The 26,160-nt window shown below is 63.4% G+C and carries 24 protein-coding genes and 1 pseudogene; 8 read left to right on the forward strand and 17 right to left on the reverse strand.

The features are described 5' to 3' along the window. Positions 1–130 precede the first annotated feature (130 nt). The 4 genes from LCM4577_RS06665 to cysG are packed head-to-tail and all read right to left on the reverse strand — an operon-like array spanning position 131 to position 4,337. Positions 131–895 carry a phosphoadenylyl-sulfate reductase gene (locus tag LCM4577_RS06665; protein WP_071070339.1) on the reverse strand — a complete coding sequence of 255 codons (765 nt, stop codon included), beginning with the start codon at positions 893–895 and terminating at the stop codon, positions 131–133. After that, positions 870–2,540, reverse strand: coding sequence for a nitrite/sulfite reductase (locus LCM4577_RS06670; protein ID WP_040990334.1), 1,671 nt, complete (start codon positions 2,538–2,540; stop codon positions 870–872). The genes LCM4577_RS06665 and LCM4577_RS06670 overlap by 26 nt, the downstream gene beginning before the upstream one ends. Positions 2,541–2,583: 43 nt before the next feature. Beyond that, complete coding sequence (locus LCM4577_RS06675; RefSeq protein WP_040990335.1) at positions 2,584–2,877, reverse strand: DUF2849 domain-containing protein; 294 nt, start codon at positions 2,875–2,877, stop codon at positions 2,584–2,586. Further along, positions 2,874–4,337, reverse strand: coding sequence for a siroheme synthase CysG (gene cysG, locus LCM4577_RS06680; protein WP_071070341.1), 1,464 nt, complete (start codon positions 4,335–4,337; stop codon positions 2,874–2,876). Before cysG ends, LCM4577_RS06675 begins: the two co-directional genes overlap by 4 nt. Positions 4,338–4,756: 419 nt before the next feature. On the opposite strand from cysG, the gene LCM4577_RS06685 reads away from it, so the two are divergent. Together LCM4577_RS06685 and ybaL are read left to right on the forward strand one after the other, a co-directional pair. Then, entirely contained in the window at positions 4,757–5,197 is a 441-nt protein-coding gene (locus LCM4577_RS06685) for a host attachment family protein (RefSeq protein ID WP_071070343.1), read from the forward strand. Positions 5,198–5,414: 217 nt separating this feature from the next. After that, entirely contained in the window at positions 5,415–7,214 is a 1,800-nt protein-coding gene (ybaL, locus tag LCM4577_RS06690; RefSeq protein WP_071070344.1) for a YbaL family putative K(+) efflux transporter, read from the forward strand. Between the two features lie 6 nt (positions 7,215–7,220). Here ybaL and LCM4577_RS06695 read toward each other — a convergent pair whose 3' ends face one another. Next, a complete protein-coding gene (locus LCM4577_RS06695; protein WP_071032671.1) occupies positions 7,221–8,027 on the reverse strand; it encodes a helix-turn-helix domain-containing protein in 807 nt (268 codons plus the stop codon). A 124-nt stretch (positions 8,028–8,151) separates the two neighbouring features. Here LCM4577_RS06695 and LCM4577_RS06700 point away from each other — a divergent pair, with 124 nt between their 5' ends. Then, positions 8,152–9,069 (forward strand): zinc-binding dehydrogenase, encoded by a 918-nt coding sequence (locus LCM4577_RS06700; RefSeq protein ID WP_071070346.1) that lies wholly within the window; start codon positions 8,152–8,154, stop codon positions 9,067–9,069. A 2-nt stretch (positions 9,070–9,071) separates the two neighbouring features. Here LCM4577_RS06700 and LCM4577_RS06705 read toward each other — a convergent pair whose 3' ends face one another. The 5 genes from LCM4577_RS06705 to LCM4577_RS06725 form a co-directional block, all read right to left on the reverse strand. Further along, a complete protein-coding gene (locus tag LCM4577_RS06705) occupies positions 9,072–9,821 on the reverse strand; it encodes an SDR family NAD(P)-dependent oxidoreductase (RefSeq protein ID WP_040990340.1) in 750 nt (249 codons plus the stop codon). A 64-nt stretch (positions 9,822–9,885) separates the two neighbouring features. After that, a complete protein-coding gene (locus tag LCM4577_RS06710; protein ID WP_071070348.1) occupies positions 9,886–12,150 on the reverse strand; it encodes a transglycosylase domain-containing protein in 2,265 nt (754 codons plus the stop codon). Between the two features lie 124 nt (positions 12,151–12,274). Beyond that, positions 12,275–13,510, reverse strand: coding sequence for a hypothetical protein (locus tag LCM4577_RS06715; protein ID WP_071070350.1), 1,236 nt, complete (start codon positions 13,508–13,510; stop codon positions 12,275–12,277). A gap of 484 nt (positions 13,511–13,994) precedes the next feature. After that, a complete protein-coding gene (locus LCM4577_RS06720; RefSeq protein WP_071070352.1) occupies positions 13,995–14,384 on the reverse strand; it encodes a hypothetical protein in 390 nt (129 codons plus the stop codon). After that, a complete protein-coding gene (locus tag LCM4577_RS06725) occupies positions 14,384–14,626 on the reverse strand; it encodes a hypothetical protein (protein WP_131803427.1) in 243 nt (80 codons plus the stop codon). Before LCM4577_RS06725 ends, LCM4577_RS06720 begins: the two co-directional genes overlap by 1 nt. A 165-nt stretch (positions 14,627–14,791) precedes the next feature. On the opposite strand from LCM4577_RS06725, the gene LCM4577_RS06730 reads away from it, so the two are divergent. The 3 genes and pseudogenes from LCM4577_RS06730 to LCM4577_RS06740 all read left to right on the forward strand — a co-directional run bounded on the left by LCM4577_RS06730 (position 14,792) and on the right by LCM4577_RS06740 (position 16,075). Beyond that, on the forward strand, positions 14,792–15,007 hold the full coding sequence (locus LCM4577_RS06730; RefSeq protein ID WP_244508247.1) for a helix-turn-helix transcriptional regulator: 216 nt from the start codon (positions 14,792–14,794) through the stop codon (positions 15,005–15,007). Between the two features lie 138 nt (positions 15,008–15,145). Beyond that, positions 15,146–15,253: pseudogene (locus LCM4577_RS06735) on the forward strand (integrase); the annotation flags it as partial. Between the two features lie 567 nt (positions 15,254–15,820). Beyond that, the gene (locus tag LCM4577_RS06740; RefSeq protein ID WP_083354661.1) at positions 15,821–16,075 is read left to right on the forward strand and encodes an AlpA family transcriptional regulator; all 255 of its coding nucleotides are present in this window, start codon (positions 15,821–15,823) and stop codon (positions 16,073–16,075) included. Here LCM4577_RS06740 and LCM4577_RS06745 read toward each other — a convergent pair. The 3 genes from LCM4577_RS06745 to LCM4577_RS06755 form a co-directional block, all read right to left on the reverse strand. Next, positions 16,056–17,309, reverse strand: coding sequence for a site-specific integrase (locus LCM4577_RS06745; protein WP_071070354.1), 1,254 nt, complete (start codon positions 17,307–17,309; stop codon positions 16,056–16,058). The two genes, LCM4577_RS06740 and LCM4577_RS06745, sit on opposite strands and share 20 nt — an antisense overlap. Before the next feature lie 318 nt (positions 17,310–17,627). After that, the gene (guaA, locus tag LCM4577_RS06750; RefSeq protein WP_071070356.1) at positions 17,628–19,193 is read right to left on the reverse strand and encodes a glutamine-hydrolyzing GMP synthase; all 1,566 of its coding nucleotides are present in this window, start codon (positions 19,191–19,193) and stop codon (positions 17,628–17,630) included. A 56-nt stretch (positions 19,194–19,249) separates the two neighbouring features. Then, positions 19,250–19,753 (reverse strand): MarR family winged helix-turn-helix transcriptional regulator, encoded by a 504-nt coding sequence (locus tag LCM4577_RS06755; protein WP_052458287.1) that lies wholly within the window; start codon positions 19,751–19,753, stop codon positions 19,250–19,252. Between the two features lie 85 nt (positions 19,754–19,838). Between LCM4577_RS06755 and LCM4577_RS06760 the strand changes: the two genes are divergently transcribed. After that, positions 19,839–20,156: a hypothetical protein gene (locus LCM4577_RS06760; RefSeq protein ID WP_040990711.1), complete on the forward strand. Its 318-nt coding sequence runs from the start codon at positions 19,839–19,841 to the stop codon at positions 20,154–20,156. Between the two features lie 12 nt (positions 20,157–20,168). On the opposite strand, the gene LCM4577_RS06765 is transcribed toward LCM4577_RS06760, so the two are convergent. The 3 genes from LCM4577_RS06765 to LCM4577_RS06775 form a co-directional block, all read right to left on the reverse strand. Continuing rightward, on the reverse strand, positions 20,169–20,807 hold the full coding sequence (locus LCM4577_RS06765) for a 5'-methylthioadenosine/S-adenosylhomocysteine nucleosidase (RefSeq protein WP_071032661.1): 639 nt from the start codon (positions 20,805–20,807) through the stop codon (positions 20,169–20,171). 138 nt (positions 20,808–20,945) lie between these two features. Further along, on the reverse strand, positions 20,946–21,404 hold the full coding sequence (locus LCM4577_RS06770; protein ID WP_040990706.1) for a PaaI family thioesterase: 459 nt from the start codon (positions 21,402–21,404) through the stop codon (positions 20,946–20,948). Between the two features lie 94 nt (positions 21,405–21,498). Beyond that, positions 21,499–22,788: an RsmB/NOP family class I SAM-dependent RNA methyltransferase gene (locus LCM4577_RS06775; RefSeq protein ID WP_041008925.1), complete on the reverse strand. Its 1,290-nt coding sequence runs from the start codon at positions 22,786–22,788 to the stop codon at positions 21,499–21,501. Positions 22,789–23,121: 333 nt separating this feature from the next. Between LCM4577_RS06775 and LCM4577_RS06780 the strand changes: the two genes are divergently transcribed. After that, positions 23,122–23,799 (forward strand): MIP family channel protein, encoded by a 678-nt coding sequence (locus tag LCM4577_RS06780; protein WP_041008923.1) that lies wholly within the window; start codon positions 23,122–23,124, stop codon positions 23,797–23,799. A gap of 64 nt (positions 23,800–23,863) precedes the next feature. On the opposite strand, the gene katG is transcribed toward LCM4577_RS06780, so the two are convergent. Further along, complete coding sequence (gene katG / locus LCM4577_RS06785; protein WP_071070357.1) at positions 23,864–26,071, reverse strand: catalase/peroxidase HPI; 2,208 nt, start codon at positions 26,069–26,071, stop codon at positions 23,864–23,866. Positions 26,072–26,160: the final 89 nt, after the last annotated feature.

Here is a 26,160-nt window from a genome sequence, read left to right on the forward strand (position 1 = left end):
ATTCAGGTGAGGCCGAGCCGAAAATGGTGACTTCCGAGAACCGGAGCGGAGCGTACTTGAAGTACGTGAGCACCGGAAGCACAGGAAGTCGCCATTTGCAGGCCGGCCTCACCTGAATATCAGGCGTATCCTAAAGTGAGGCGTCGGTCAGCGACTTTTCCAGTCCGGAGAGGTGAATGCCGCACTCGGTCTTGGCGTGCCCAGCCCAGCGGCCGCTGCGCGCGTCCTCGCCGGGCTGCACCGGCTGCGTGCAGGGGAAGCAACCGATCGAGAGATAGCCATAGGCGACCAGCGGATTTTCGCGCAGCGCATGCGCGCGCATGTAGTCGGCTTGGTCCGAGGTCGTCCAGTGAGCCAGCGGGTTGATACGGATGCGCGAGCCGACCGCCTCGAAGACGGGCAGCGCCGCCCGCGTCGAAGCCTGGAAGCGCTTGCGTCCGGTGAACCAGGCGCGGAACGGTTCGACGCCGCGCGCCAGCGGCTCGACCTTGCGCACATTGCAGCAGGCGTCGGTGTCGGTCTCGTGCAGCCTGCCGGTCGGATCGACGCGTTCGAGCGCGGCCTCCTCCGGCTGAATCACCCTTATATCGGTCAGGCCGAAATCGGCCACCAGCGCGTCGCGATAGCCGAGCGTCTCCTCGAAATGCTTGCCGGTGTCGAGGAAGATGACCGGCAGCGAACGGTCGATCTCCGAGATCATGTGCAGAAGCACCGCCGAATCCGCGCCGAAGGACGACACGGCGGCGACCTCGCCGCGAAACAGGTCACGCGCCGCTCGCTCGATGATCTCGATCGGCTTCAGATGGCCGTGCAGCGCGTCGAGCCCCGCCGCTTCCGCGGCGACGCCCGTCTCCACGCTGCCGGTACGGTCAAGCGGCCTTGGTTTCGCCAGCATAGAGCGCCTCCTTGAACGGCGCGGGACCGACACGGCGGTAGGCGTCGATAAAACGTTCGTCGGGATTGAGCCGAAGGCCGAGATAGGTGTCGACGATCTGCTCGATGGCATCGGTGATCTCTTCCGAGGAGAAGCCGCGGCCGATGATCTCGCCCACGGATGTGTTTTCGTCGGCCGAGCCGCCAAGCGTCACCTGGTAGAGCTCGGTGCCCTTCTTCTCGACGCCGAGGATGCCGATATGGCCGACATGGTGGTGGCCGCATGCATTGATGCAGCCGGAGATCTTCAGCTTCAATTCGCCGATCTCGCGCTGCCGCTCGAGCGAAGCGAAGCGGCGCGAGATTTCCTGCGCCACCGGAATGGAGCGCGCCGTGGCCAGCGAACAATAATCGAGGCCCGGGCAGGAGATGATGTCGCTGATCAGGTTGGAATTGGCAGTCGCCAGGCCGATCTCCACCAGCGCGTCGTAAACCGCCTTGAGATCGGCGCGCGCCACATGCGGCAGGATCAGGTTCTGCTCGTGGCTGACGCGCAGTTCGTCGAAGGCGTATTTCTCGGCAATGTCGGCAACTGCTTCCATCTGGCTGTCGGTGACGTCGCCGGGCACCTCGCCGATGCCCTTGAGCGAAATCGTCACCGCCGCATAATCGGGATGGCGATGCGTCACGACGTTCTGGTCCAGCCATTCCGAGAAGCTCTTGGAATCGAGCCGCGCCTGCTTGACGACAGCATCGCCTTCCGGCCGGGCCGACAGCGCCGGCGGCGCGAAATAGGCGTTGATCGCCGCGATATCGGCCTCCGGCAGCTTCAGCTCGGTGTCCTTGAGCTCCTGCCACTCGGCCTCGATCTGCCTTGCGATTTCCTCGACGCCGGTCTCGTGCACCAGGATCTTGATACGCGCCTTGTACTTGTTGTCGCGGCGGCCGTAGAGGTTGTACACGCGCAGAATCGCCGTGCAGTAGGACAGCAACTGGGCTTCCGGCAGGAAGTCGCGGATCTTCTTGGCGATCATCGGCGTGCGGCCCAGGCCGCCGCCGACATAGACGGCGAAGCCCAGCTCGCCGGCCGCGTTCTTCTTCAGATGCAGGCCGATGTCATGCGCCTGGATGGCGGCCCGGTCGCGCTCGGCGCCGGTCACCGCGATCTTGAACTTGCGCGGCAGGTACGAAAACTCCGGATGGACCGATGACCATTGGCGCAGGATTTCCGCATAGGGACGCGGATCGGCGACCTCGTCCGCGGCCGCCCCGGCGAAGTGGTCGGCGGTGACGTTGCGGATGCAATTGCCGCTGGTCTGGATGCAATGCATCTCAACGCTGGCAAGATCGGCCAGGATCGCCGGAACATCGGCGAGCGCCGGCCAGTGGAACTGGAGGTTCTGGCGCGTGGTGAAATGGCCGTAGCCCTTGTCGTATTTGCGCGCGATATGGCCGAGCATGCGCAATTGCCGGCTGTTCAGCGTGCCGTAAGGCACCGCGATGCGCAGCATATAGGCATGCAGTTGCAGATAGACGCCGTTCATCAGCCTGAGCGGCCGGAACTGGTCCTCGCTGATCTCTCCGGCAAGCCGGCGCTTTACCTGGTCGCTGAACTCGGCGACACGGGCCTGAACGAAATCGTGGTCGAACTCGTCGTAACGGTACATGCTTTGTCTTTCAGGGCGCGTCCGCCCGTTGCCTTCCTTGGATTTAAGCGGCTCGTTCCGCTTGCTTGCCGAGATCGGGGTGGATGGTTGGGCCCGCGGCGCGGATCTTCTCGCGCAGCCGCACCGGCTCGACCAAACCATCGACAATGGTGACGTCGATCACGTTGACGTCCAGGACCTCATTGTTGGCGGCGGCCGCGGCGCCGATCGCTTCGAGTCGATCCTCCGCCGCCTTGTCATGCGCGACATCGGCATGGCCGACCGTCTCCGCCCAGCCGCCGGCGGCGTACCAGACGGCGATGCCGTCGGAGAGCCTGTTCGCGGTCAGTACCTTCATTGCTCAACTCCTTGGGCGACAGCTGAAGCCGCGCCCTCATGCCCCGTATCTTCACATCTATGTGCCGCGAGCGGCTCGGATCGTTCGAAATTGGCGCCGGCAACGGCGTCGCCGATGATCGTCATCACCGGGCCGGTGAGGTCGGCGCGCGCCTCCAGGGACGGCAGGTCGGCCAATGTCCCATGGAAACGACGGCGAGTGCCGAGGCTGGCGTTCTCGACGACGGCGACGGCGGTGTCCGGCGACAGCCCGGCTTCGATCAGCCGGCCGGCGACCTCGGCGGCAACCGAACGGCCCATATAGACGGCGACGGTCGCGCCGGAGATGGCAAGCTTTGCCCAGTCCGGCAGCGAGTTGCCCTTGAGATCGTGCCCGGTGGTGAACACCATCGAGGAAGTCACACCGCGCAGCGTCAGCGGCAATTCGAAATCGGCGGCGGCGGCGAAGGCCGCGGTGACGCCCGGAACCACCTCATAGGCGACCCCGGCGCCGCGCAGCGCCGCCATTTCCTCGCCGGCGCGGCCGAACACCAGCGGGTCGCCGGACTTCAGCCGCACCACTTTGCTGCCGGCGCGGCCAAGCTCGATGAGCAGCGCGTTGATCTCTTCCTGGCTCTTGGAATGACAGCCCTTGCGCTTGCCGACCGGCAGGCGCTCGGCGTCGCGGCGGCCCATGGCCACGATCGCCTCGGGCACCAGCGCGTCATAGACGATGGCATCGGCCTCCATCAGCAGGCGGTGCGCACGCAAGGTCAAAAGATCCTCCGCGCCCGGGCCGGCGCCGACCAGCGCGATATGCCCTTCGACCGGGGCATCCTGGGTCAAAAGCTCGAGCGCCGCGCCATGCGCCTCGGCGAGTTCGCCTGCTTCGATGGCCTTGGYCGGTGCGCCGGCGAAGAAATCGCTCCAGAAGCGGCGGCGGCGATTGCCCTTCGGCAGTTTCTCGGCGGCGGTGCGGAACGACGCGGCGAGCGCCGCCAGCCGGCCGAGCGACGGCGACAGCATGCGATCGATGCGCCCGCGCAGCATCTGCGCCAAAACCGGTCCGGCGCCTTCGGTGCCGATGGCGACGGCGACCGGCGCGCGGTTGACCAGGGCCGGGGTAAAAAAATCGCAGAGCTCAGGCCGATCCACGACGTTGACCGGGATGCCCAGCCGCCGCGCGTCCTCGGCTACGCGACGGTCGAGCGCCTCGTCGCCGCTCGCGGCGAACACCAGGGCCGCATCCCGGAGATGCGCCGCTTCATATGCCGCCTCGATGCGAACGGCGCCGGCCGATGCGATGAAGTCCAACAGACCGCTGCTGGCATTGTCGGCAATGATGCGCAGCACCGCGCTCGACTGCGCAAGCAGCCTGGCCTTGGCAAGCGCCTCCTCGCCGTTGCCGACGATGGCCACGGCTTCGCCATCGACCCGCATGAAGACGGGAAAGGCATTGAGCTTGGTGTTGGTCGGCGGCATGGCAACGAGCAATATTGGAACAGTTTGGCAGTTTTACGCGGGCTGGCCAAAAACCAGAAGGCAAGCACTCGCGTGCCGCCGAACAGCAGGCAATCGCTTTTTCGCAGCCGCGAAGGGCAAGAGAAAAAAATTCTACTTTAAGAATGGGACGGACAGGGCGAGGTGAGAAACCGCCTTGATCCGTCGCAATTTTTAGCACCGGGTCGGGAAAGCGGCAAAACAGTTTTTTCTAAATTCTACTAACTTGGTAGATTAAAGCCGACCTTGCTGTTCGGCACCCGGCAACGCCTGGCCGGAGCAGTCGAAGGCGCTACCGCCAGATCGGAACCATCATGCTCCGCGGCTCGTTTGCCTAGCGATCATACTGTCGATCCCGAGCGCCGTCGATCGACAACAATGCAAAGCAAAGGAGGTAGGCCATGAGCGTCAAGCTGAAGCGCGGATTGTGGGTCATCGTGGCCGATGGCGAAAAGGCGCTCTTCCTGCGCAACCAGGGCGACAGCAAGTTCCCGAATCTGGAAGTGGTGCAGGAGATGGAACAGGAGAACCCGGCAACGCGCGAGCAAGGCAGCGACAAGCCGGGCCGGCAAAGCAATGAAGGCCCCCGCAGCGCCGTCGAAGAAACCGATTGGCACCGTCTGGGCAAGGAGCGCTTCGCCGTCGAGATTRCCGACCGGCTCTACAAGCTCGCGCATGGTGGTGCGTTCGACGCGGTCGTGCTGATCGCGCCGCCGCAGGTGCTTGGCGAGATGCGCCAGAAACTGCATAAGGAAGTCAGCGACAAGGTGCAGGCCGAAATCCCGAAGACGCTCACCAACCACACGATTTCCGACATCGAGAACCTGCTGCAAGCGGCATAAGGCGGCGAAAAGAAAGCGGCTTCGAGGCTGGATCGCGTCCCGAAGCCGTCTCTTTGTCGGCGGGGCGCCGATTTTCYGGTCCGCGCACTCCTTGAGCGTCGTTTTCTGCGCGGCGGTGGTTGCGTCATCGCCGCTCCCTCTACCATATTGCCGAAGGCGACGGCCTCGGCGGGCGCCCATCCGACATCGTGAATTTTCGAAAGGCGCTCCATAGACAATGCCGCATGACACACCCCTTATCGCCACCATCGTCGCCGGTCTGGGGCTTGCATTCGTCTTCGGGGCGTTAGCCAACCGTTTCCGCATCCCGCCGCTTGTCGGCTATCTTGTCGCCGGCGTCCTGGTCGGCCCGAACACGCCGGGTTTCGTCGCCGACGCCAGCCTCGCCAACGAGCTCGCGGAGATCGGCGTCATCCTTTTGATGTTCGGCGTCGGCCTGCATTTTTCGCTGAAGGACCTTCTGTCCGTCCGCGCCATCGCCGTGCCGGGCGCCATCGTGCAGATCGGCTTCGCGACGCTGCTCGGCGTCGGGCTTGCCTGGCTGCTCGGCTGGTCGCTGGGCGCCGGCCTGGTCTTCGGCCTGGCGCTTTCGGTCGCCTCGACCGTGGTGCTTTTGCGCGCCATGCAGGAGCGGCGGCTGATCGAGACCGAGCGTGGCCGCATCGCCGTCGGCTGGCTGATCGTCGAGGATCTGGCAATGGTGCTGGCGCTGGTGCTGTTGCCGGCGCTCGCGGGCGTGCTTGGCGGCCAGGCGCAGGTCGATGACCATGCGAGCCTGCTTTCGCTGCCCGCCAGCTACGGCATATGGGGCGTCGTCGGCGCAACATTCGCCAAGGTCGCCGCCTTCGTCGTCGTGATGCTGGTGGTCGGCCGCAGGGTGATCCCGTGGATCCTGCATTACGTCGCCCATACCGGCTCCAGGGAATTGTTCCGGCTCTCGGTGCTGGCGATCGCGCTCGGCGTCGCCTTCGGCGCGGCGAAGCTGTTCGGCGTTTCGCTGGCGCTCGGCGCCTTCTTCGCCGGCATGATCATGAGCGAATCCGAACTCAGCCACCGCGCGGCGGAAGAATCACTGCCGCTGCGCGACGCCTTCTCGGTGCTGTTCTTCGTCTCGGTCGGCATGCTGTTCGACCCGCTCAGCCTGATCAGCAACGGCCTGCCGATCCTCGCCACATTAGCGATCATCATTATCGGCAAGTCGATCGCGGCTTTCGTCATCGTGGTCGCCTTCCGCTATCCGATCGCGACCGCGCTGATGATTTCGGCGAGCCTTGCCCAGATCGGCGAATTCTCCTTCATCCTGGCCGAGCTCGGCGTCGGCCTGAAACTGCTGCCCGAACAGGGCCGCGACCTGATCCTGGCCGGCGCGATCCTGTCGATCCTGCTCAATCCGCTGATGTTCCTCGTTGTCGACTGGATGAAGCCGTGGCTGGAAAAGCGCGCCGGCAAGACGGCTACGCCCGAGGAGGCAAAGCCGATCGGCCCGGCGACCGAGCCCGGCCAGGTCGCTTCGGTCCAGGCAACGTCAGGAAAGGAAGACGGCCCGCCGCCCAGGACCGCGCTTGCCGGCCATTCCATCCTGATCGGTTATGGCCGCGTCGGCAGTCTTGTGGGCGCGGCGTTGAAGGAAGCCGCCCTGCCCTTCCTGGTGATCGAGGACGCCGACAAGACGCTGGCGAAGCTGCGCGACGACGGCGTCGAGACCGTCGCCGGCAATGCCGCCAATGCGGATGTCTTCGCGGCCGCCAATCCGGAGGGCGCCAAGCGGCTGATCCTCGCCATTCCCAATGCCTTCGAGGCGGGGCAGGTTGTGCTCAGGGCCCGCGCGGCCAATCCGGAGATCAACGTCATTGCCCGCGCTCATTCCGACGCCGAGGTCGAGCATTTGAAAGGGCTCGGCGCCGACACCGTGATCATGGGCGAGCGCGAGATCGCGCGGGGGATCGTTGAGGTGGTGACCGGCAAAAACACCGGTCCGTCCGGTCCCGCCATGGTGGTCGATCCCCAACCCGCCTGACGTGGCTCATGCAACGAAGGCGGAGCCACCATTCCGCGCGATATCGCTGAGATATTTCGCCGGTGGCTTACCCAGCGCCTTCTTGAACATGGTAATGAAGGCGGTGACGGAGTGATAGCCGAGATCGCCCGACACCTGTTGCACACTGGCGCCGGATGACAGTTCCCTGAGCGCGACGATCAAGTGCAGTTGCTGGCGCCAGCGGCCGAAGCTCAAGCCCGTCTCCTTGACGATAAGACGCGCCAGGCTGCTTTCGCTCAGCGCCACGCGATCCGCCCACTGCGCCAGCGTGCCGCGATCGGCGGGGTCGTCGGCAAGCGCTTCGGCGATCCGTCGCAGCCGCGGCTCGGCCGAGATCGGCAGGTGCAATTGCTGCACGGGCATCAGCGGCAGTTCGGCGAGCAGGACCTTTCCCAGGAAATCGCACCGCGCGTCGTGTGGCGCGCATTCCGACAGTTCGATGATCACCTCGCGCAGCAGCGGCGAGATCGACAGCGTGCAGCACCGATCCGGCAGGTCGGCGGCGCCCGGCTCGATATAGACGAAGAAAATCCTCGCATTGGCCGTCGCGATGTTGCTGTGCTCCATGCGGCTCGGCACCCACACCCCGCAATGCGGCGGCACCATCCAAAGCTCGTTCGGAACGCGGCAGGTGACGGCACCGCCGAGCGCGAAGACAAGCTGCCCCTTGCGATGCCAATGCTCGCGCACCTCGGCCCTGGTCTCGGTGACGTCGACGCCAATTGCGATCGCCGGCGCGGCCACTTGATCGACATCGAAATCCAGCCAGGGCCAGCGGAGTGGCTGTCTCATGCTTGACGTCTTTTAGCGATCATTTGGCTTTATCTCTAAATTTTTCAAACCCAAAAGTCGATAGGTTAAGCCTTTCCGTCGCAGCCGATCGCGTCTCCCAGGCGTCAATTTCAAAGGTGGACCTATGCTCGCTCTCGCAATTTCTTCCGACAGCCCCAGCCGGCTGAAACTCACCGAAGCCGACGAGCCAAGCTGCAAGGCGAATGAAGCATTGGTGACAGTTCATTCGACATCATTGAATCGTGGCGAGCTGCGCCTGCTCGCCATCCGCCCTGATGGCTGGATACCCGGCCAGGACATCGTCGGCTTTGTCCAACGCGCGGCGGCCGACGGCTCGGGCCCGGCCGCGGGCACGCGCGTCGCGGCCTTGGTCGACCAGGCCGGCTGGGCCGAACATGTCGCCGTTCCGACCGACCGGCTCGCCGTCATACCCGAGGGCGTAAGCTTCGCCTCCGCCGCCACGCTGCCGGTGGCGGGCACGACGGCACTGAGGACCTTGCGCCATGGTGGCGATCTCGCCGGCCAGCGGGTCCTGATCACCGGCGCGAGCGGCGCGGTCGGCCGCTTCCAGATCCAGATCGCCCGCGAGCAAGGCGCTTCGGTGACGGCGATCGCCTCGGCCCGGCACCACGATGATCTTCGCGATCTGGGCGCCGGGCAGGTCGTCGAGTCGATCGAACTGGCGGAGGGGCCGTTTTCGCTGATCACCGAGTCGGTCGGCGGCAAAAGCCTCGCCGACGCGATCGAGCGCGTCGCCCCGGGCGGAACGATCGTCATGTTCGGCTCGAGCAGCGGCGAGCTCACGCCGGTTGGGTTCCGCCAGTTCGTCCCAGGCCACGAGGGCGCGAGGCTGCAGACCTTCGCCTATTACACGTCCGGCTCAGCCATAGGCGCCGACATCGCCTGGCTGCTTGGCTTGGCCGCCGCCGGCAGGCTGGAAACCCGCGTGGCCATGACCGTGCCGTGGACGGACATCGGCCAGGCCCTGGACGCGCTCCGGCAGCGCAGCTTCAGCGGCAAGGCCGTCGTCACCATGGCTTGAAGTTAGACGTGCTGGCCGCCATTGATGTGGATTTCCGAGCCGGTCACGTAGGACGACTGGCCCGAGCACAGGAAGTAGATGATGTCGGCCACTTCCGACGTGGCGCCCAGCCTTCTCAGCGGGATCGTCTCGACTATTCTGTCGGTGCCGGGCGACAGGATCGCCGTGTCGATCTCGCCCGGCGCGATCGCGTTGACGCGGATGCCGTGCGGACCGAAGTCATGCGCCATCTCGCGCGTCAGCGAGCCGAGCGCCGCCTTGGACGTCGCATAGGCCGTGCCGGCGAACGGATGCACGCGGGTCCCGGCGATCGAGGTGACGTTGACGATCGAGCCCTTGGCAGCGGCGAGCTCCTTGAACAGGCCTCTGGCCAGCATGATCGGCGCGAAGAAATTGACCTGGAACACGTCGCGCCAGACATGCATCGGCGTGTCGATCGAGTTCATCCGGCTGCCGTCCTTCAGCTTCGGCGAGATGCCGGCATTGTTGACCAGCGCGTGCAGCTGCCCGCCATGCGCTTCCAATCGGTGGCGGATTTCCGAAATGGCGATGCCGACATCCTCCTGGTCGGCGAGATCGACCTTGATGTGGTCTTCAGGCCCGGCCGGCCACGGGCAGTCCTCGGCAAAGGCCTGGCGCGAGCAGGTGATGACTCGCCAGCCTTCGCGCGAAAAGCGCTTCACCGTCGCATGGCCGATCCCCCGGCTGGCGCCGGTGAGCACGATGGTTTTTCTGCTGTCGGTCTCGGCCATGGTTCTGTCTCCGGCCGGACATGTAGCCGAAGGCGGCAGCCATTGCGAGAGGCGAAGTGCCGCTTCAGCCCCCGCTCAATATGTCGAGGATCGAGGTTCGGTGCTTCTTGGTCGGACCGCCGACATCGCCGGGCGGCACTGGATGCTTGATCGAGGCGGTCGACCCGTTGTCGCTCGGCATGTCAAAGCCGTCCGCATCGACGGTCTGGGCCGGGCGCACCTGACGTGCCGGCGCGGGCGCCTGGGCGGTGGGCGCCGGCTGGCCGACGGCGGCCGGCGGCGCGGGCGGCGGCTGCGAGGCATCCGCCGACGGGATCTCGTCGGGCACGATCGTATCGGACGGCGTCGACTTCCAGGTGCCGGGCAACGGCCTCACCGGCACACCTTCATGCGCGGCCACCATGAATTCGTGCCAGGCCTGCGCCGGCAAGGCGCCGCCGGTGACCTTCTTCATCGGGCTGCCGTCGTCATTGCCGAACCACACGCCGGTGGTGAGATTGGCGGTGTAGCCGACGAACCAGGCGTCGCGCGAGTTCTGGCTGGTGCCAGTCTTGCCGGCCGAGGGCCAGTTGAACGCCGCCTTCTTGGCGGTGCCGACCTCGACGGTGCCGGTCATCATCGAGTTCATCATGCCGACGATATCGGCCTTGATGACGCGCGGCGCGCTACCGGCGCTACCCTCGTAGAGCACCTTGCCGTTTGCTGTCGTGATGCGCTGGATGAAATGGATGTCCGGCTTGTAGCCGCCATTGGCGAAGGGCACATAGGCCGCGGTCAGCTCCAGCGGCGTCACCTCCGAGGTGCCGAGCGCGATCGAGGTGTTGGCCTGCAGATCGGACTGGATGCCCATCCGATGCGCGGCTTCCACCACGGCGTCGGGTCCGACTTCCATGGTGAGCTGTGCCGCCACCGAGTTCAGCGACTTGGCCAAAGCGGTGGCCAGCGTGACCTTGCCGTAATATTTGCCGCCGTAATTGTCGGGCGTCCATTTGCCGATTTTGATCGGCGCGTCGTTGCGGATGCTGTCCGGCGTGCGGCCGGCTTCCAGCGCCGCCATATAGACGAAGGGCTTGAAGGCGGAGCCCGGCTGCCGGCGCGCTTCCGAGGCGCGGTCGAACTGGCTGGTCGAATAGTCATAGCCGCCGACCATGGCGCGCACCGCGCCGGAATCGTCGATCGACACCAGCGCTCCTTGGGTGACGTTGAGCTTCTTGCCGCTCTCGTCGATCAGCCTCCGGATCGACTGTTCGGCAAGCTTTTGCAGGTTGAGGTCGACGGTGGTGTTGATGACGATGTCGCCGCGCACGTCGCCGATGAGGTCGGGGAGTTCGTCCATCACCGTGTCGGCGACGTAGTTTTCCGAGCCGGTCCAATAGGACGGCGCGCGCGTCGCGGGCGCGCTCAGCGCCGTCTTGTATTCCTTGTCGCTGATCTTGCCGGTCTCGCGCATGGCGGCGAGCACAAGCTGCGCCCGCTCCTCGGCCGCCTTCGGGTCGCGCGCCGGCGAAAGCTTGGACGGCGCCTTGAGCAGGCCCGCCAGCAGCGCCGCCTCCGAAAGCGACACGTCGCGCGCGCTCTTGCCGAAATACCGCCGCGAGGCCGCCTCGACGCCATAGGCGCCCGAGCCGAAATAGACCCGGTTGAGGTACATTTCGAGGATCTGGTCCTTGGTATGCTTGTGCTCGAGCCAGAGCGCCAGCAGCACTTCCTGCACCTTGCGCTCCAGGGTGCGGTCCGGCGTCAGGAAGAGGTTCTTCGCCAGTTGCTGCGTCAGCGTCGAACCGCCTTGCGAGAAATGGCCGCCGATGAGGTTGGTGACCATGGCGCGCGACAGGCCGATCGGGTCGATGCCGAAATGCGAATAGAAGCGCCGGTCCTCGATGGCGACCACGGCCTCCGGGATATAGGGCGACATTTCGTGCAGGCCGACGGCCTCGCCGCCCGACGCGCCGCGATTGGCGATAAGCTGCCCATCGACCGAGACGATCTTGATGTTCGGCGCGCGGTCCGGGACCGACCATGTCGTCGCCGCCGGCATCTTGGCGCCGTAATAGACGACGATGCCGGCCGCCGCGATGCCGCCCCAGATGCAGAACACGAAGCACCAGTAGACAAGCCGCGTGGCGATGCCGAGCAGCCCGCGCCGACTGCGGTCGCGGCCACGTCCGCTACCTCGCGATTTCGCCTTGGCGGACCTGCCCTTCGAAGCGGATTTACGACTGCCCGGCACGACGCGATCCTCCTCGCTGACCGAAAAGCCCTCGGAGGATCTCGCGCGCGGCGATCCCTCGAAGCTCGGTTCGATGCGACTGTCTCTGCGGTTCGCCATACGCTCTTGCTTGCTGCCCCGGTGCCGATGGCGTTCGGGTTGAAGACTAGATGCGGCGGTTTAAAGGCGGGTTAAATTGATGGCCGGCCAGCCATTTGAAATTCCTTGCTAATTTCTTAATCCGTTACCGCGCGTTACCGCTGCCGTTACCGCTCTGTTCACGGCGCTTAAGCCGAGCCTCGGCAAAGCGGTCGGCGGCTTCCAACACGGCGCGATCATACTTCTCTGTCGTCTTGGTCCCGGTGTGYCCGGCGACCTTGCTGGTATCGTCCAGCCTGGCGCCCGACGCCCTGCCCTCCGTGATACCGGACGCGCGCAGATCGCGAGCCCACAACGTCGCCGGCAGGCCCGCCACTTTGCGGTCGACCGTCCAGCGCTGCGCGAAGATCGAAGCCCGCCATGGCAGGCCGTTTTCTTCCGAAACGATCATTGGGCCAGTGCGCTGCTCAACCGGCCAGTGCTTCAACTCTTCCATCACCATCGGCGCTTTCTGCAGCGAATAGGAAATACTCGCTCCGGAGCTGTCGGCGGTCTTGGACGGCGTGTAGTGAAGCACCATGTCCGCGTCGATGTCTTCCCATCGCAGGCCGAACCATTTCAGATCTCGGTCGGCATCAAGGATTTCTGAAATACCACCCATGTCCATCGGCCACCATTGCCCGATTACATCCCAAAGCCGCAAAACCGTCTCGAAGCACAGGGCGTAGGCAAGCGCCGATGATGGCCGGCCGTTCCGGTGGGCTGCGGCACGTGCAGCGATGATCTGTTGTGCCGACGCGGACTGGGTGCGCGGTTTCGGGTGCGGCAACGTCTTGGCGGTCTCGCGCATGACGGCGGCCAGCGTTGAACAGCCTTCTAGTCTCATCATGATCCCGAAGCTCACCGCGGCAAACAGTACTGCGCGCGCCATGGTGGCGGCGGCGAGGTATCGGCCATTCTCCGACCACACGTCGTGCCAGTCCATGAGATCGACGCCAGTAGTTTGATCGATACGGACGCTGCCGATGTGGCCCTTCAAGTTCTTCAGATAGTGATTGTAAGGCCGGAGCGATCCAGGTCGCAGCTTCCGATAGGTGCTTCGCGGGTGTGTCTCATAGATCGTCAGCAGCGACTTGATCGAGCCATCGAACTTCAGCGGATCGGCACGGTAGCCGGTACGCCAGAGAAGCATTTCCGCCTGTAGGGAATCGCACTTCGCCTTCAGCATTTCTGGCTGATCGGCGAGGTAATACAGGTTCACCGTTTTTGGGAGATAGCCGTTCTTAACGTCGCCTTCGTCGGCAACCCAAAACGGCGTCTTGCCGCTGGCGCGCTTGATCCATTTTAGCCCTGGTGCCTTGGTCTGCTCTTCGTCTTCCATTGGCTTGAGTCTGCTCTGGCAGGCGCCGCTGCCAGCGATTGGCCGGCGCCAAGATAATCTTCGTAAAAGCGGCGTACGAGAGCAACAGGCCGACCACCATGGAAATGGTCAACTGCTGGGAAGCCCGGCTTGCAGGATAGGGTCGGCAGTCGCTCACGCATCCATCTGTCCGCATTTTCGCTACCGACGATCGCCTGGGCGATCTGCTGATCGGTCGCGAATATGGGCAGATCCTCGAGCCGCAATGGTGTTTCGGTGGCCGTTCTCGACCCCGTCAATAATCGAGTTTTTTTCATCACTCATGCCCAGATTGCGACGTGCGATTGCAACGTCAGGGCAAGCATCGTGGAAATTGCTGGAATAGCGCATGGCCGTTGTGTACGCTCCTGTATCCCTTTCTGCCCTGATTTATTCCCCAGCTGAAATGTAGTCCCCGATTTCGCACCGTGAGACTTATCAGAAGATTCGAGTCAGCTCCATGGAGCTAACTTTTCGTCGTCCGCTCGCTGATCCGACCAATATCTTCCAAAGCTGAGCGGATTTGCAGCCAGGGAAGCTCATCATCATCCTTTGACGGCTGGCCTTCCCTTAGTATGGCATCGAGCTTAGCTGCCACGCCGGCAAGGGAACTAGCTGGCGTTTCTGACAACGCCTCAAGCAACGCCTCCGCGCGATCGGCCGCCTCACTTTCAGTACGCAACGCGGCAGAATAGCCAATTGCACGATCGGAGGCATCCCATCGCCTTTGATGAGCTAGCAGCTCGGCCTCGGCCTTCGCGCCAATGGCTGGATCGACAGAACCTTCGCAAAGCATATCGCGAAGGGAATCCAGTGAATTCAGCGTGACGGTACTACCATCGGACAGCTCGATCATCACATTGAGAAAGCCACAATTTCAGAGAGCTTCCGCTCCAAACGCTGCTGCTCAACAGTCATTTTCGTGAGCGGCTTGCCATTTTCGCCAAGCCGCCAAAGCAGGATCATTCGATTGGTGTCTTTGAAAACGCTGTCGGCACCAGCTTTTGGCTTCGATCCCGCCATTGCAATCGCCGTTCGCGCAAGTAGGCTTCTGCGGGTGACGGGATGCAGAGTCGTGCTATTGTCGGGGTCAGCCATGATCCGAGCTCCCTGAAGCTTAGACGTGGTCAGGCTAGGCGAGGTGCAATAACACCGCGTCTAGCCGAACCCCGGACCAAAGAGGGGCCAAGGGTATCTTTGATACCTTTGGATCATAGAGGAATGATCTAAAGGGATCAAGAAGAATTGGTAACTGCGGCACAGATGCGGGCGGCCCGAGCGTTGATCGGTCTCTCACAAGCGGAGCTTGCCCGTCGGGCTGGCGTCTCTATTCCGACAATAAAGCGCTGTGAGAGCGACAGTGAGCGCACTGCGGTCGTGGCTGCCGAGACCCATGATAAGATTCGGGCTGTCCTTGAGACAGAGGGCGTAGAATTCACTAATGGCAATCGCCCTGGAGTCAGATTGCTCCGCACCTAACCGGCTAATGATCCATGAACGCGGTGCGGCAAGCAGATCACCGCCCCGATCTCATGCTCCAAGGCCGGGTTGAGCCAGAAGCATTCGTTCCGGTTTGGATCGATGGAAGCAAAAGCCGTCATTGCGCTACTAGTCAAAGGCGGCACCGTCCTGAAGAGCGCGTATGGCAAGCCCTTTTCAGAAAAGAGCCTCACAGGCATGATGCAGCATTGGACCCGCCAGGCGGGAATTCCTGACGGCTACTCCCGCACCTCATGACCGTCGACTTGGCCGAAGAGCACGGTAGTAAGCCAGATCAAACGGCAAGCAGAGTAGCCAAGGCTGAAGGATCGGTCCTCTTTGATTTGATCGCGTACCTTGCAAAGCCTGATGCAAAACACTTAGAGCAGGAAGAACTCGACCCTATTATCCCACGCCTACACCAGAGCGAGTGGCGAGCCTCGTGATGCAAACCAATTTTTGTCCTCGCCCAGTTGATCGGCATAGCTGGCGAAGGCGCTCCGCTTTTAAAACTGATCATTGCGCGGGGCGTCCGAAGACCTGAAGGGGCAGGTGAACTGGCGGTGCTGGTTCGCTGGTGCCGTCGAGACATATCTACAAACTGTAAAGCGTTCGCTAGCGGGGATATCTGGTCGTAATTGAAGGCTGTACGAGACTTCGGATATATGCGTGACTGTTGACCGACAACCAACCCTTTGGGTGTCGCAAATGGTCAAACAGCAACAGTCTTCTGAGTTCGACAAACCGGAGGATACCACAAATCGCCAGCAGGGCCTGCTTCCGACTCTGCCCCACATTGCGGCGAGTAGGGTAATGCGAACCATACGCCGGCCGCAGCTGAGAGAGATCGTTCCGCTGTCCGACACGACAATCTATGAGATGGAGCAACGCGGCGAATTCCCGCGCCGCTTCAATCTCAGCCCCCGCTGTGTTGTCTGGGACTTGGAAGAAGTCGAAGCTTGGATCGAAGAGCGGCGGAATGCGTCAAATGCGGGAAAAAGCGAGAGCCGGCCAGCTCCCAACGTAAGACTACGAAAGACCCGACCGGTCAAATCGGATCGAGAGTAATTGCTGCTCCCGTAGGCGGCTGAAGTGCAGCCGTATGCTTCTTGCCTGCCGTCCACGAGTCGACCATATCAGCCCACTCCTGCAGCATATGACGACGCTGCAACTCATATTCAGCCCTATTGTAGACGCCGCGCGATGAGCGGCCGTCTTCGTGGGCAAGACATTTTTCAATCCAGTCGCGATTGAACCCGATTTCGTTCAAGAGTGTAGACCCGGTACGCCGGAGATCGTGCACCGTGAAGGGCGCAAGTGGAAGATCTTGCTTCCTTGCCCGCTCGACAATCGCTGCAGTCACGCGATTGAAGGTCGCGCGTGACATGGTTTCATCGGCATCGTAGCGAGACGGCAGCACATACCGCGAATTAGCCGCGCAAGTTTTAAGCGCTATCATGATGTCGAGCGATTGCCGTGATAGGTACACATTATGCGGCTTCTTCCGCTTCATGCGTTCTTTTGGGATATTCCAGACGGCGTTCTCGAAGTCGACCTCGTCCCACGTTGCGTCGAGCAGTTCACCCTTGCGGACCATCGTGAGCAAGATAAGCTTTAGGCCAAGCCGAATGGTCGGCAGCGTTGGCACATTCTCCAACTCTTTCAGCATGATCCGGATCTCTGCGGGCGACAGTGCCCTATCTTTCGCCTCGAAAGTGGCTATCGAGGCCGGCCCCACTTCGTCCGCAGGATTGCTAATCTTTTTGCCATGCAGAATGGCGTGACCATAGATCTGCTTAACGATATCCCGGATATGAATGGCTGTTGCAGGCGCGCCGCGCTCCTTCACTCTCACGCAGAGTGCCCGCAGGTCGTCAGCTGTGATCTCGGTTAGGAGCCTTTTCTGCCAAATCGGCAAAATGTCTCGATCGAAAATCGCTTTCCGCATCGAACGGGTGCTCTCCGCCATCTTTGCGTCCTTGAACCAGCGTCTACTTGCATCGCCAAACGTCGCCGTGGCTGACAGCCGATGCTTTTCGCGCTGCTTTTCCTGCGCGGGGGACTTTCCGGCCGCTACCATCTTCCGCGCTGCGAGGCAGCGGTCGCGCGCCTCCGCCAGCGTGATACCTCCCTCACCGTAGCGGCCCAGCGTCAGGGTCTCTCGCCGGCCATTCATCCGGTAGTCATACCGAAATGCAATCTGCCCCGTTGGAGAAACCGTCGCGTACATACCGTCACGATCGGAAACCTTGTATTTTTTCTCCTTTGGTTTCAGCTTCTTAAGTGCAATGTCGGTTAACATGGCTCCACAAAAAAATTGGGAAAAACAAATCGAGTTGACGTCAATTTTACCGTCAATGATTTTACCGTCAACCTTTGAGGATAATCCTTGTATTTCAGACGGTTGGTAGGAGAAATTAGAATGACCTAGAAATCGGCGCCATGACGGTATTGGGCGGCAAGAGAGAGGGCGGGAAAGAGCATACCGTCAGATTTACCGTCAGATGCTTCCGCTTAGGGGCGATAGTTGGCGATAGACCCTGAAAGGAAAAATTCATTTACTTCAGATGTTTACGCAACTTTCATAGATAGCCACCGAAAGTCAGAGAACGATGCAGCCTCATTCCCACTCGATTGTGCCGGGCGGCTTCGACGTCACGTCGTAGACCACGCGGTTGATGCCCTTGACCTCGTTGATGATGCGCGTGGCGGCTGCGCCGAGGAAGGCCATGTCGTAGTGGTAGAAATCGGCCGTCATGCCGTCGACGGACGTCACGGCGCGCAGCGCGCAGACGAATTCATAGGTGCGGCCGTCGCCCATGACGCCCACTGTCTGCACCGGCAAAAGCACCGCGAAGGCCTGCCAGATGGCGTCGTAGAGGCCGGCCTTGCGGATCTCGTCGAGATAGATGGCGTCGGCCTCGCGCAGGATCTCCAGCTTCTCGCGGGTGATGCCGCCCGGGCAGCGAATGGCAAGGCCGGGACCCGGGAAGGGATGGCGGCCGATGAAGCTCTCGGGCAGGCCGAGTTCCTTGCCCAGCGCCCTCACCTCGTCCTTGAACAATTCGCGCAGCGGCTCGACCAGCTTCATGTTCATGCGCTCGGGCAGGCCGCCGACATTGTGGTGCGACTTGATCGTCACCGACGGGCCGCCGGAGAAGGAGACGCTCTCGATCACGTCGGGATAGAGCGTGCCCTGGGCCAGGAAATCGGCGCCGCCGAGCTTCTTCGCCTCTTCCTCGAACACCTCGATGAACAGCCGGCCGATGGTCTTGCGCTTCTTTTCGGGATCGGCCTCGCCTTCCAGCGCCGAGATGAAGCGGTCGGAGGCGTCGACCAGGATCAGCGGCAGGTTGTAGTGCTGGCGGAACATCTCCACCACGCCTTGCGCCTCGTCCTTGCGCATCAGACCGTGGTCGACGAGGATGCAGGTCAACTGCTCACCGACCGCCTCGTGGATGAGGAGCGCCGCGACCGAGGAGTCGACGCCGCCCGAGAGCGCGCAGATGACCTTGCCCTTGCCGACCTGCTTGCGGATCGTCTCGACCGCGTGCTCGCGATAGGCGCGCATCGTCCAGTCGCCCTCGATACCGGCGATGTTGTGGACGAAGTTGCGGAGCAGCCTGGCGCCGTCCGGCGTGTGCACCACCTCGGGGTGGAACATGATGCCGTACATCTTGCGCTCGATATCGCCGAAGATGGCGAAGGGCGAGCTTTCCGACTTGCCGAGCACCTTGAAGCCCGGCGGCAGTTCGATGACACGATCGCCATGGCTCATCCATACCTGATGGCGCTGGCCGGGCGCCCAGAGGCCTTCGAACAGCGGACTGTCCTTCTCGATCTCGACGAAGGCGCGGCCGAACTCGCGATGGTTGGAGCTCTCGGCGATGCCGCCCATCTGCACGCAGAGTGCCATCTGGCCGTAGCAGATGCCGAGCACCGGCACGCCGGCGTCGAAGACGATCTGCGGCGCGCGCGGGCTGCCGATCTCGGTGGTCGAGGCCGGGCCGCCCGACAGGATCACCGCTTTCGGCTTGATGCGCTTGAAGGCCGCTTCGGCCGATTGGAACGGCACGATCTCGGAAAAGACGCCGGCCTCGCGGATGCGGCGGGCGATGAGCTGCGTGAACTGGCTGCCGAAATCGACAATCAGGACGGTGTCGGGATGATTGGCTGTCGTCGTCATGGCGAGCCTTTAGAGAAAGAAACGAGTCGGCGCAATGGGTCGCGAGGTCGCGCCACTCACTTCGATTCCGCAGTTTCGTCTCGGGAATGGGTGGCCTTTTCCGGCTCATCGCCCCGCCCTGCGTCGAGTGCGCGCAAAGCTTCCATAAGCGCCGCGAACCGCCGCTCACCGATACGGTCGATGTAACCGCGCTCGATCTCAAGCTTGATACGATCGCCGTCGCGCAAGGCATCCAGACCCTTTGACGTATAGCGCACGAGCTTGCCGCGCCCGTCTCGCGGGTCGGGAAGCCGTTCCAATACACCTTCCGCCTCGAGTCCGTCGAGCAATTGCTGAACCGCCTGTTTGGACGTGGCCGCGCGCTCGATCAATGCCGACTGGCGCGTGCCGTTGCGGGGGATATGGCCAAGCAACCCGGCGCGCGCTTCGCTGAACCAGGCGTGTCCGGCTGCACGCATGGCGGCGGCGAATTCCGTCTGCCAGGCGCGACTCGCCTGCCACAATCGCCAACCGACATGATCGGGCAGCGGTTCGGATTTTTCGTCAAGCTCCTTGACCATTTGACTCAAACTCCATATAGTCAAGATACTTGACGATATTCCTGCCGTCGAGGCATTTCGCAACGCGAACCCATGGATGGGAACAATGACGATACTGAACAGGGACGCGCTGGCCATTATCATGGCCGGCACCACGCATGTCATCGACATGGGGGGCAAGAACGCCTTCATTTATTATGAAACCGATGATCGGGCGCACATGCTCTTGCCGGACGGCACACGCTACCACGGTGTCTGGACACTGCTCGACGACGGCTACGAGGTTGAATGGACAGACGGTCCCACCGGTTCCTGGAAACTCGACCACACACCGGGGGCGATCGACTATGTGGATGCAACCGGCGCTGCTCGCGGACGCATTTCACGCATCGATTTCGGGGATCCGCAACGCCTTTCCGCTTGATCCGATCGGCGGTCAACCGCCAAGCAGGCCGCCGCCGATCGCCTGCTCCAGCAAGCCAACGGCCGCAGCGAGCTTCTCATCGATCACGTGCAGATATTCCGTCCAGTCGTTGACGTGCCTGAGATCGGCCGCGCCGTCGGAAATGCCGCGCAGCCCGATCAGCGGCACGCCGAAGAGCTGAGAGGCGCGCAGGCAGGCGAAGGTCTCCATGTCGACCATGTCGGCGTCGATCGCGTCATAGGCGGCGCCGGAAATGATCGCGCCGCCGGTCGAGAGCGAGGCGGTCCTGAGGCCCGGGATGACGAAAGGCAGCGGCACCGCCACCGGCAGGTCGAGGAAAGGGGTCGCCCCCTTCTCGAAGCCGAGCGGCGAAGCGTCCATGTCGCGATAGCTCACCGACACGGCCTGGTAGATTTCGGCCTGCTCCAGCTTGCGGCTGCCGGCCGAGCCCAACGAGACGATCAGGTCCGGCAGCGCCCCCTCGGCCTTCAATGCCGCGAGTTCGGCGCCCAGCCGCACACCTGCCTCGACCGGACCGACACCGGTCATCAGCGGCGTGAACAGGTTTTTGAGGTGCGGGCCGTATTCGGCCTCCACCGCCATGACGAAGAGAACGGATTTTCCCGACAGGCGCGACACTTCGACAGTCATGAAGCTTTATCCCTATTTGCTACGACGACAAGAAAGGGACAACGTGCCCTTGCCGCCTTCCGGCCCTTCGCCATGATTCCGGGCGTTCTTTGCTCGGGAAGCCCATCGGGGGCGTTTGCCCGCTGCGCGGACGGTTTCTTATCCTTCAATCCCGTCGCGGCCAACCACCGTCATCATGGTGCCGGTCATGGTGGCGATCAGCTTGGCCTCGCCGTCGGCGGCAAAGGCATAGGCCTGCCCGTCGGCGACGATGATGGTGCGGCCGGGTTTTGTCACCGAGCCGCGGAACAGGAAGCGCTCGCCCCTGCCCGGCGCGAGCAGGTTCACCTTGAACTCGATGGTCAGCACGCCCGAATTCTCCGGCATCAGCGAGAATGCGGCATAGCCGCAGGCGGAGTCCAGCGCCGTGGAGATGACGCCGGCATGCAGGAAACCGTGCTGCTGCGTGAGCGCGGCCGAGTAAGGCATCTCGATCTCGATGATACCCGGCGTCACCACCGTCAACTCGGCGCCGATCGTCGCCATCGCCTTCTGCCGGGCGAAGGAGGCCCTGACGCGTTCCTCGAAATCGGGAGCGGGCACGATCTTGGCTGCCATGGAGCTTCGCCTCCTATTTGCTGGCGAAGCTTATTGCAGAGGCAGACAGGACAGGCAATCTCTTATGTTGCAGCGCAGCAAAAGCCCCGCGTCCTCAATCAGCCCTGCGCAAGGCGTGAAAATAGAAGCCGTCCGTGCCGCTCAGCGCCGGCGACAGCGAGATGCCGCCGGTATCGGCGATGCGCGCCGCCCCTTCGTGGCCGGGGAAGCGGCTGTCCCAGAGCTGGCGGTGATCGACCGGCGCGAAGCCTTCGTGGCGTTCGCGGAACGCCGCGACCTGCTCGCCGTTCTCGGCATCGAACACCGAACAGGTGATGTAGACCAGCAGGCCGCCCGGCTTGACGAAGGCTTGCGCGGTGTCGAGGATTGCCTGCTGCTCTCCCTTTCGGGTGTCGAGCTGCCTTTCCGTCAATCGCCATTTGGCGTCAGGCCGCCGCCGCCAGGTGCCGCTGCCGGTGCAGGGAGCGTCGATCAGCACGAGGTCCATATGCCCGGTGAGCGGCGCAAGCTCCGCGGGCTTGCTGACGACCTGGACGTTGCGGTTGTGCGACCGGCGGATCCGCTCGAAAATGGGCGCCAGCCGCACCTTTTCCGCGTCATGGGCGAAGAGTTGGCCTCGATTGTCCATCTCGGCCGACAGTGCCAGCGTTTTGCCGCCGGCGCCGGCGCAATAGTCGAGCACCTGCATGCCGGGCGCGGCGCCGGCAAGCGCCGCGGCAAGCTGCGAGCCCTCGTCTTGCACTTCGAACCAGCCTTTCTGGAAGGCGGGCTCGGCCTGCACGTTCGGATGCCTGCCGTCGCCGTCGATCGGCGGGATGCGGATGCCGTTCGGTGCGATCGCCGCGGGCGCGGCACCCGTGCCCTGTAGCTCGGCCAGCACCTTGGCGCGATCGGCCTGGAGCGTGTTGACCCTGAGATCCAACGGCGGGCGCTGGGCAAGCGCAGCACCCTCCTCGACCCAGGCGTCGCCATAGGCTTGCTCGAGCAAAGGCGCGCACCAGTCCGGGATATCGGCGCGCACCGCATCGGGCGCGTCGCCAAGCCCGCGCTCGGCGGCCGCCTTCAACTCTGACGCGCTGAGCAGCGGCGGCGCGAATTTGTCGCCGTCCAGCGCATCGTTGAGCGACTGCGCCGTCTGCCCCCACTCCAACAGAAGCGCGCCGAAGCCGATGGCGCGCGGTGTCTCCTCGCCGAACAGCCAGCCGGCCGAGCGTCTGCGGCGCAGCGCGTCATAGACGATGTTGCCGATCGCCGCGCGATCGCCGCCGCCGGCGAAGCGATGCGACAGACCCCAATCGCGCAAGGCATCGGCCACCGGCCGGTGGCGCCGGCCGATGTCTTCCAGAACCTCTATGGCCGCCGCCAGCCTTCCGCCCAGTCGCATCCCGTTTTCCGTAGCTGTTACAAATCGGTTTCCAGCCCGCTCATAAAGCCTTTCAGGCCAGGATTGAAACAGTTCCGTTCGGTTTGCCGATGAAATGGCGTTTCAAGAGCGGGCGATTTGGCCGAACGATTTTTCCATGGTGGGAGCCCGAGCCAGGAAACAAGAACAATCGATCAGAACATGAAAGACTTCTAATGTTTTTGATTGACACCTGCAAGAAAGCCAACCGGCTTAACCTCACAGCTTTTCAAGTGTTTCCGGCAGGAATACTCTTCCGGAGGTGATTCGCGACGCGGGAAACGCGATTTCGACGGATCCTATGAGGAGAGGGCAATGAAGACTTATCTGGCAGAAGTTCTCGGCACGTTTTTGTTGGTGTTCATCGGCACGGCCTCCGTGGTCACGGGCGGTTTCGGCGGCGCGCTGCCGCTCGGACAGGAAGGCATCGGCCTGGCGTTCGGCATCGGCCTGATCGCCGCAGCCTACGCGATCGGCCCGATCTCGGGCGCGCATCTCAATCCGGCGGTGACGCTCGGCGTGTTCCTGGCGGGGCGGATGCCGGCCAAGGATGTCGTTCCTTACTGGATCGCGCAGATCATCGGCGCCATCATCGCTTCGCTGGCGCTGTGGATCATCGTTTCCGGCCAGGCCGGCGGCCACACCGGCGGCTTCGGCGCCAATGGCTGGGACGAAGCGAAATGGGGCATGAGCTCGGCCTTCCTGTGGGAGCTGATCGGCACCTTCACCTTCGTCACGGTAATCCTCGGCGTCACCAACGCCAAGCACACCACCGCCTTCGCCGGCCTGGTCATCGGCCTGACGCTGGCAGGCATCCACTTCGCCATGATCCCGGTGACCGGCACCTCGGTCAATCCGGCGCGCTCGATCGGCCCGGCGCTGTTTTCGGGCGGTGCTGCGCTCAGCCAGCTCTGGCTGTTCATCATCGCGCCGTTGATCGGCGGGGCGATTGCCGGTGTCGTCGCCAAGGCCGGCATCTTCGAAAAAGACTGACAGCTCCGTGGAAACGCAAAAAGGCGCGGGCATGACCCGCGCCTTTTTCTTGGGAGGTCCGACCTTACTTCGCGATGTCGAAGCGGTCGGCGTTCATCACCTTCGTCCAGGCCTTGACGAAGTCCTTGACGAATTTCGCCTTGGCGTCGCTTGAACCATAGACCTCGGACAGCGCGCGCAGCTGCGCGTGCGAGCCGAAGATCAGGTCGGCGCGGGTGCCGGTCCATTTCACCTGCTTCGTCTTGCGGTCGCGCGCTTCATAGACTTCATCGGAACCCGGCTCGGAGCCGGCCGCAGGCTCCCAGATGGTGGCCATCGAGAGCAGGTTGACGAAGAAGTCGTTGGTGAGCTGGCCCGGCCTGTCGGTGAAGACGCCGTGCTTCGAGCCGCCGACATTGGCGCCGAGCACGCGCAAGCCGCCGACAAGCACCGTCATCTCCGGCGCCGTCAGCGTCAGCAGCTGGGCGCGATCGACCAGCATCGCCTCGACCGACATCGGCAGCCTGCCGCGGGCATAGTTGCGGAAGCCGTCGACCTTCGGTTCCAGCGGCGCGAAGGAGGCAACATCCGTCTGCTCCTGCGAAGCATCCATGCGGCCCGGCGTGAAGGGCACCTTGACCTCATTGCCGCCATCCTTCGCCGCCTTCTCGACCGCGGCAACGCCGCCCAGCACGATGAGGTCGGCAAGCGAGACCTTCTTGTCGCCGGTCTGGGCCGCATTGAACTCCTTCTGGATGGCTTCCAGCTTGCCGAGCACCTTGGCGAGCTGAGCCGGCTCGTTGACCTCCCAGTCCTTCTGCGGCGCCAGGCGGATGCGGCCGCCATTGGCGCCGCCGCGCTTGTCCGAGCCGCGGAAGGTCGAGGCCGAAGCCCAGGCGGTCGAGACCAGCTCGGAAACCGAGAGGCCCGAAGCCAGGATCTTGGCCTTGAGCGAGGCGATGTCGGCCTCGCTCACCAGCTCATGGTCGATGGCCGGGATCGGATCCTGCCAGATCAGCTCTTCCTTCGGCACGAGCGGGCCGAGATAGCGCACGGCCGGACCCATGTCGCGGTGGGTGAGCTTGAACCAGGCCCGGGCGAAGGCGTCGGCGAACTGTTCCGGATGCTCATGGAAACGGCGCGAGATCTTCTCATAGGCCGGATCGAAGCGCAGCGCGAGGTCGGTGGTGAGCATGGCCGGCGCGTGGCGCTTGGACGGGTTGTGCGCGTCCGGCACGGTGCCTGCGCCGGCGCCGCCCTTCGGCGTCCACTGATGGGCGCCGGCTGGGCTCTTCGTCAGCTCCCATTCATAGTTGAAGAGGTTGTCGAAGAAGTTGTTGCTCCATTTGGTCGGCGTCGTCGTCCAGGTAACCTCGAGGCCCGAGGTGATGGCGTCGCCGGCAATGCCGGAGGCGTATTTGCTCGACCAGCCGAGGCCCTGCGCTTCGATGCCGGCACCTTCGGGCTCGGCGCCCACCAGCGAGGCGTCGCCCGCGCCATGCGTCTTGCCGAAGGTGTGGCCGCCGGCGATCAGCGCCACGGTCTCCTCATCGTTCATCGCCATGCGGCCGAAGGTTTCGCGGATGTCGCGCGCCGCCGCAACCGGATCCGGCTTGCCGTTCGGGCCTTCCGGGTTGACATAGATCAGGCCCATCTGCACGGCGCCGAGATGGCCGCGAAGCTCACGGTCGCCCGAATAGCGCTCGTCGCCGAGCCACTTGGTTTCGGAGCCCCAGTCCACGTCCTGCTCCGGCTCCCACACATCGGCGCGGCCGCCGGCGAAGCCGAAAGTCCTGAAGCCCATCGATTCCAGCGCGACGTTGCCGGTGAGGATCAAAAGGTCGGCCCAGGAGATCTTGCGGCCGTATTTCTGCTTGACCGGCCACAGCAGCCGGCGCGCCTTGTCGAGATTGGCGTTGTCCGGCCAGCTGTTCAGCGGCGCGAAGCGCTGCTGACCGGCGCCGGCGCCGCCGCGGCCGTCGCCGATGCGGTAGGTGCCGGCGCTGTGCCAGGCCATGCGGATGAAGAGCGGCCCGTAATGACCGAAGTCCGCCGGCCACCAGTCCTGCGAATCTGTCATGACCTTGTGCAGGTCCTTGATCACCGCATCGAGATCGAGGCTCGCGAACTCCTTAGCGTAGTCGAAGTCTTCATCCATCGGATCCGACAGGTTCGACTGCTGGTGGAGTACGGAAAGGTCGAGCTGGTTCGGCCACCAGTCCCGGTTGGTCCGTGCGGAGCCATGCGCCACCGGGCATTTGCCAGCGCTGTTGTCGTCGGTCTTCGCGTCCATCTTAGTCTCCCGATTCTGCCGAGGTTTTTGCCGAGGTTGATTTGCCGAAAATTTCCGGGGGCAGCCACTGGCCGCGCCAAACCCTGGAA

It is taken from the genome of Mesorhizobium sp. LCM 4577, assembly GCF_001854795.2.
GTDB lineage: Bacteria > Pseudomonadota > Alphaproteobacteria > Rhizobiales > Rhizobiaceae > Mesorhizobium > Mesorhizobium plurifarium.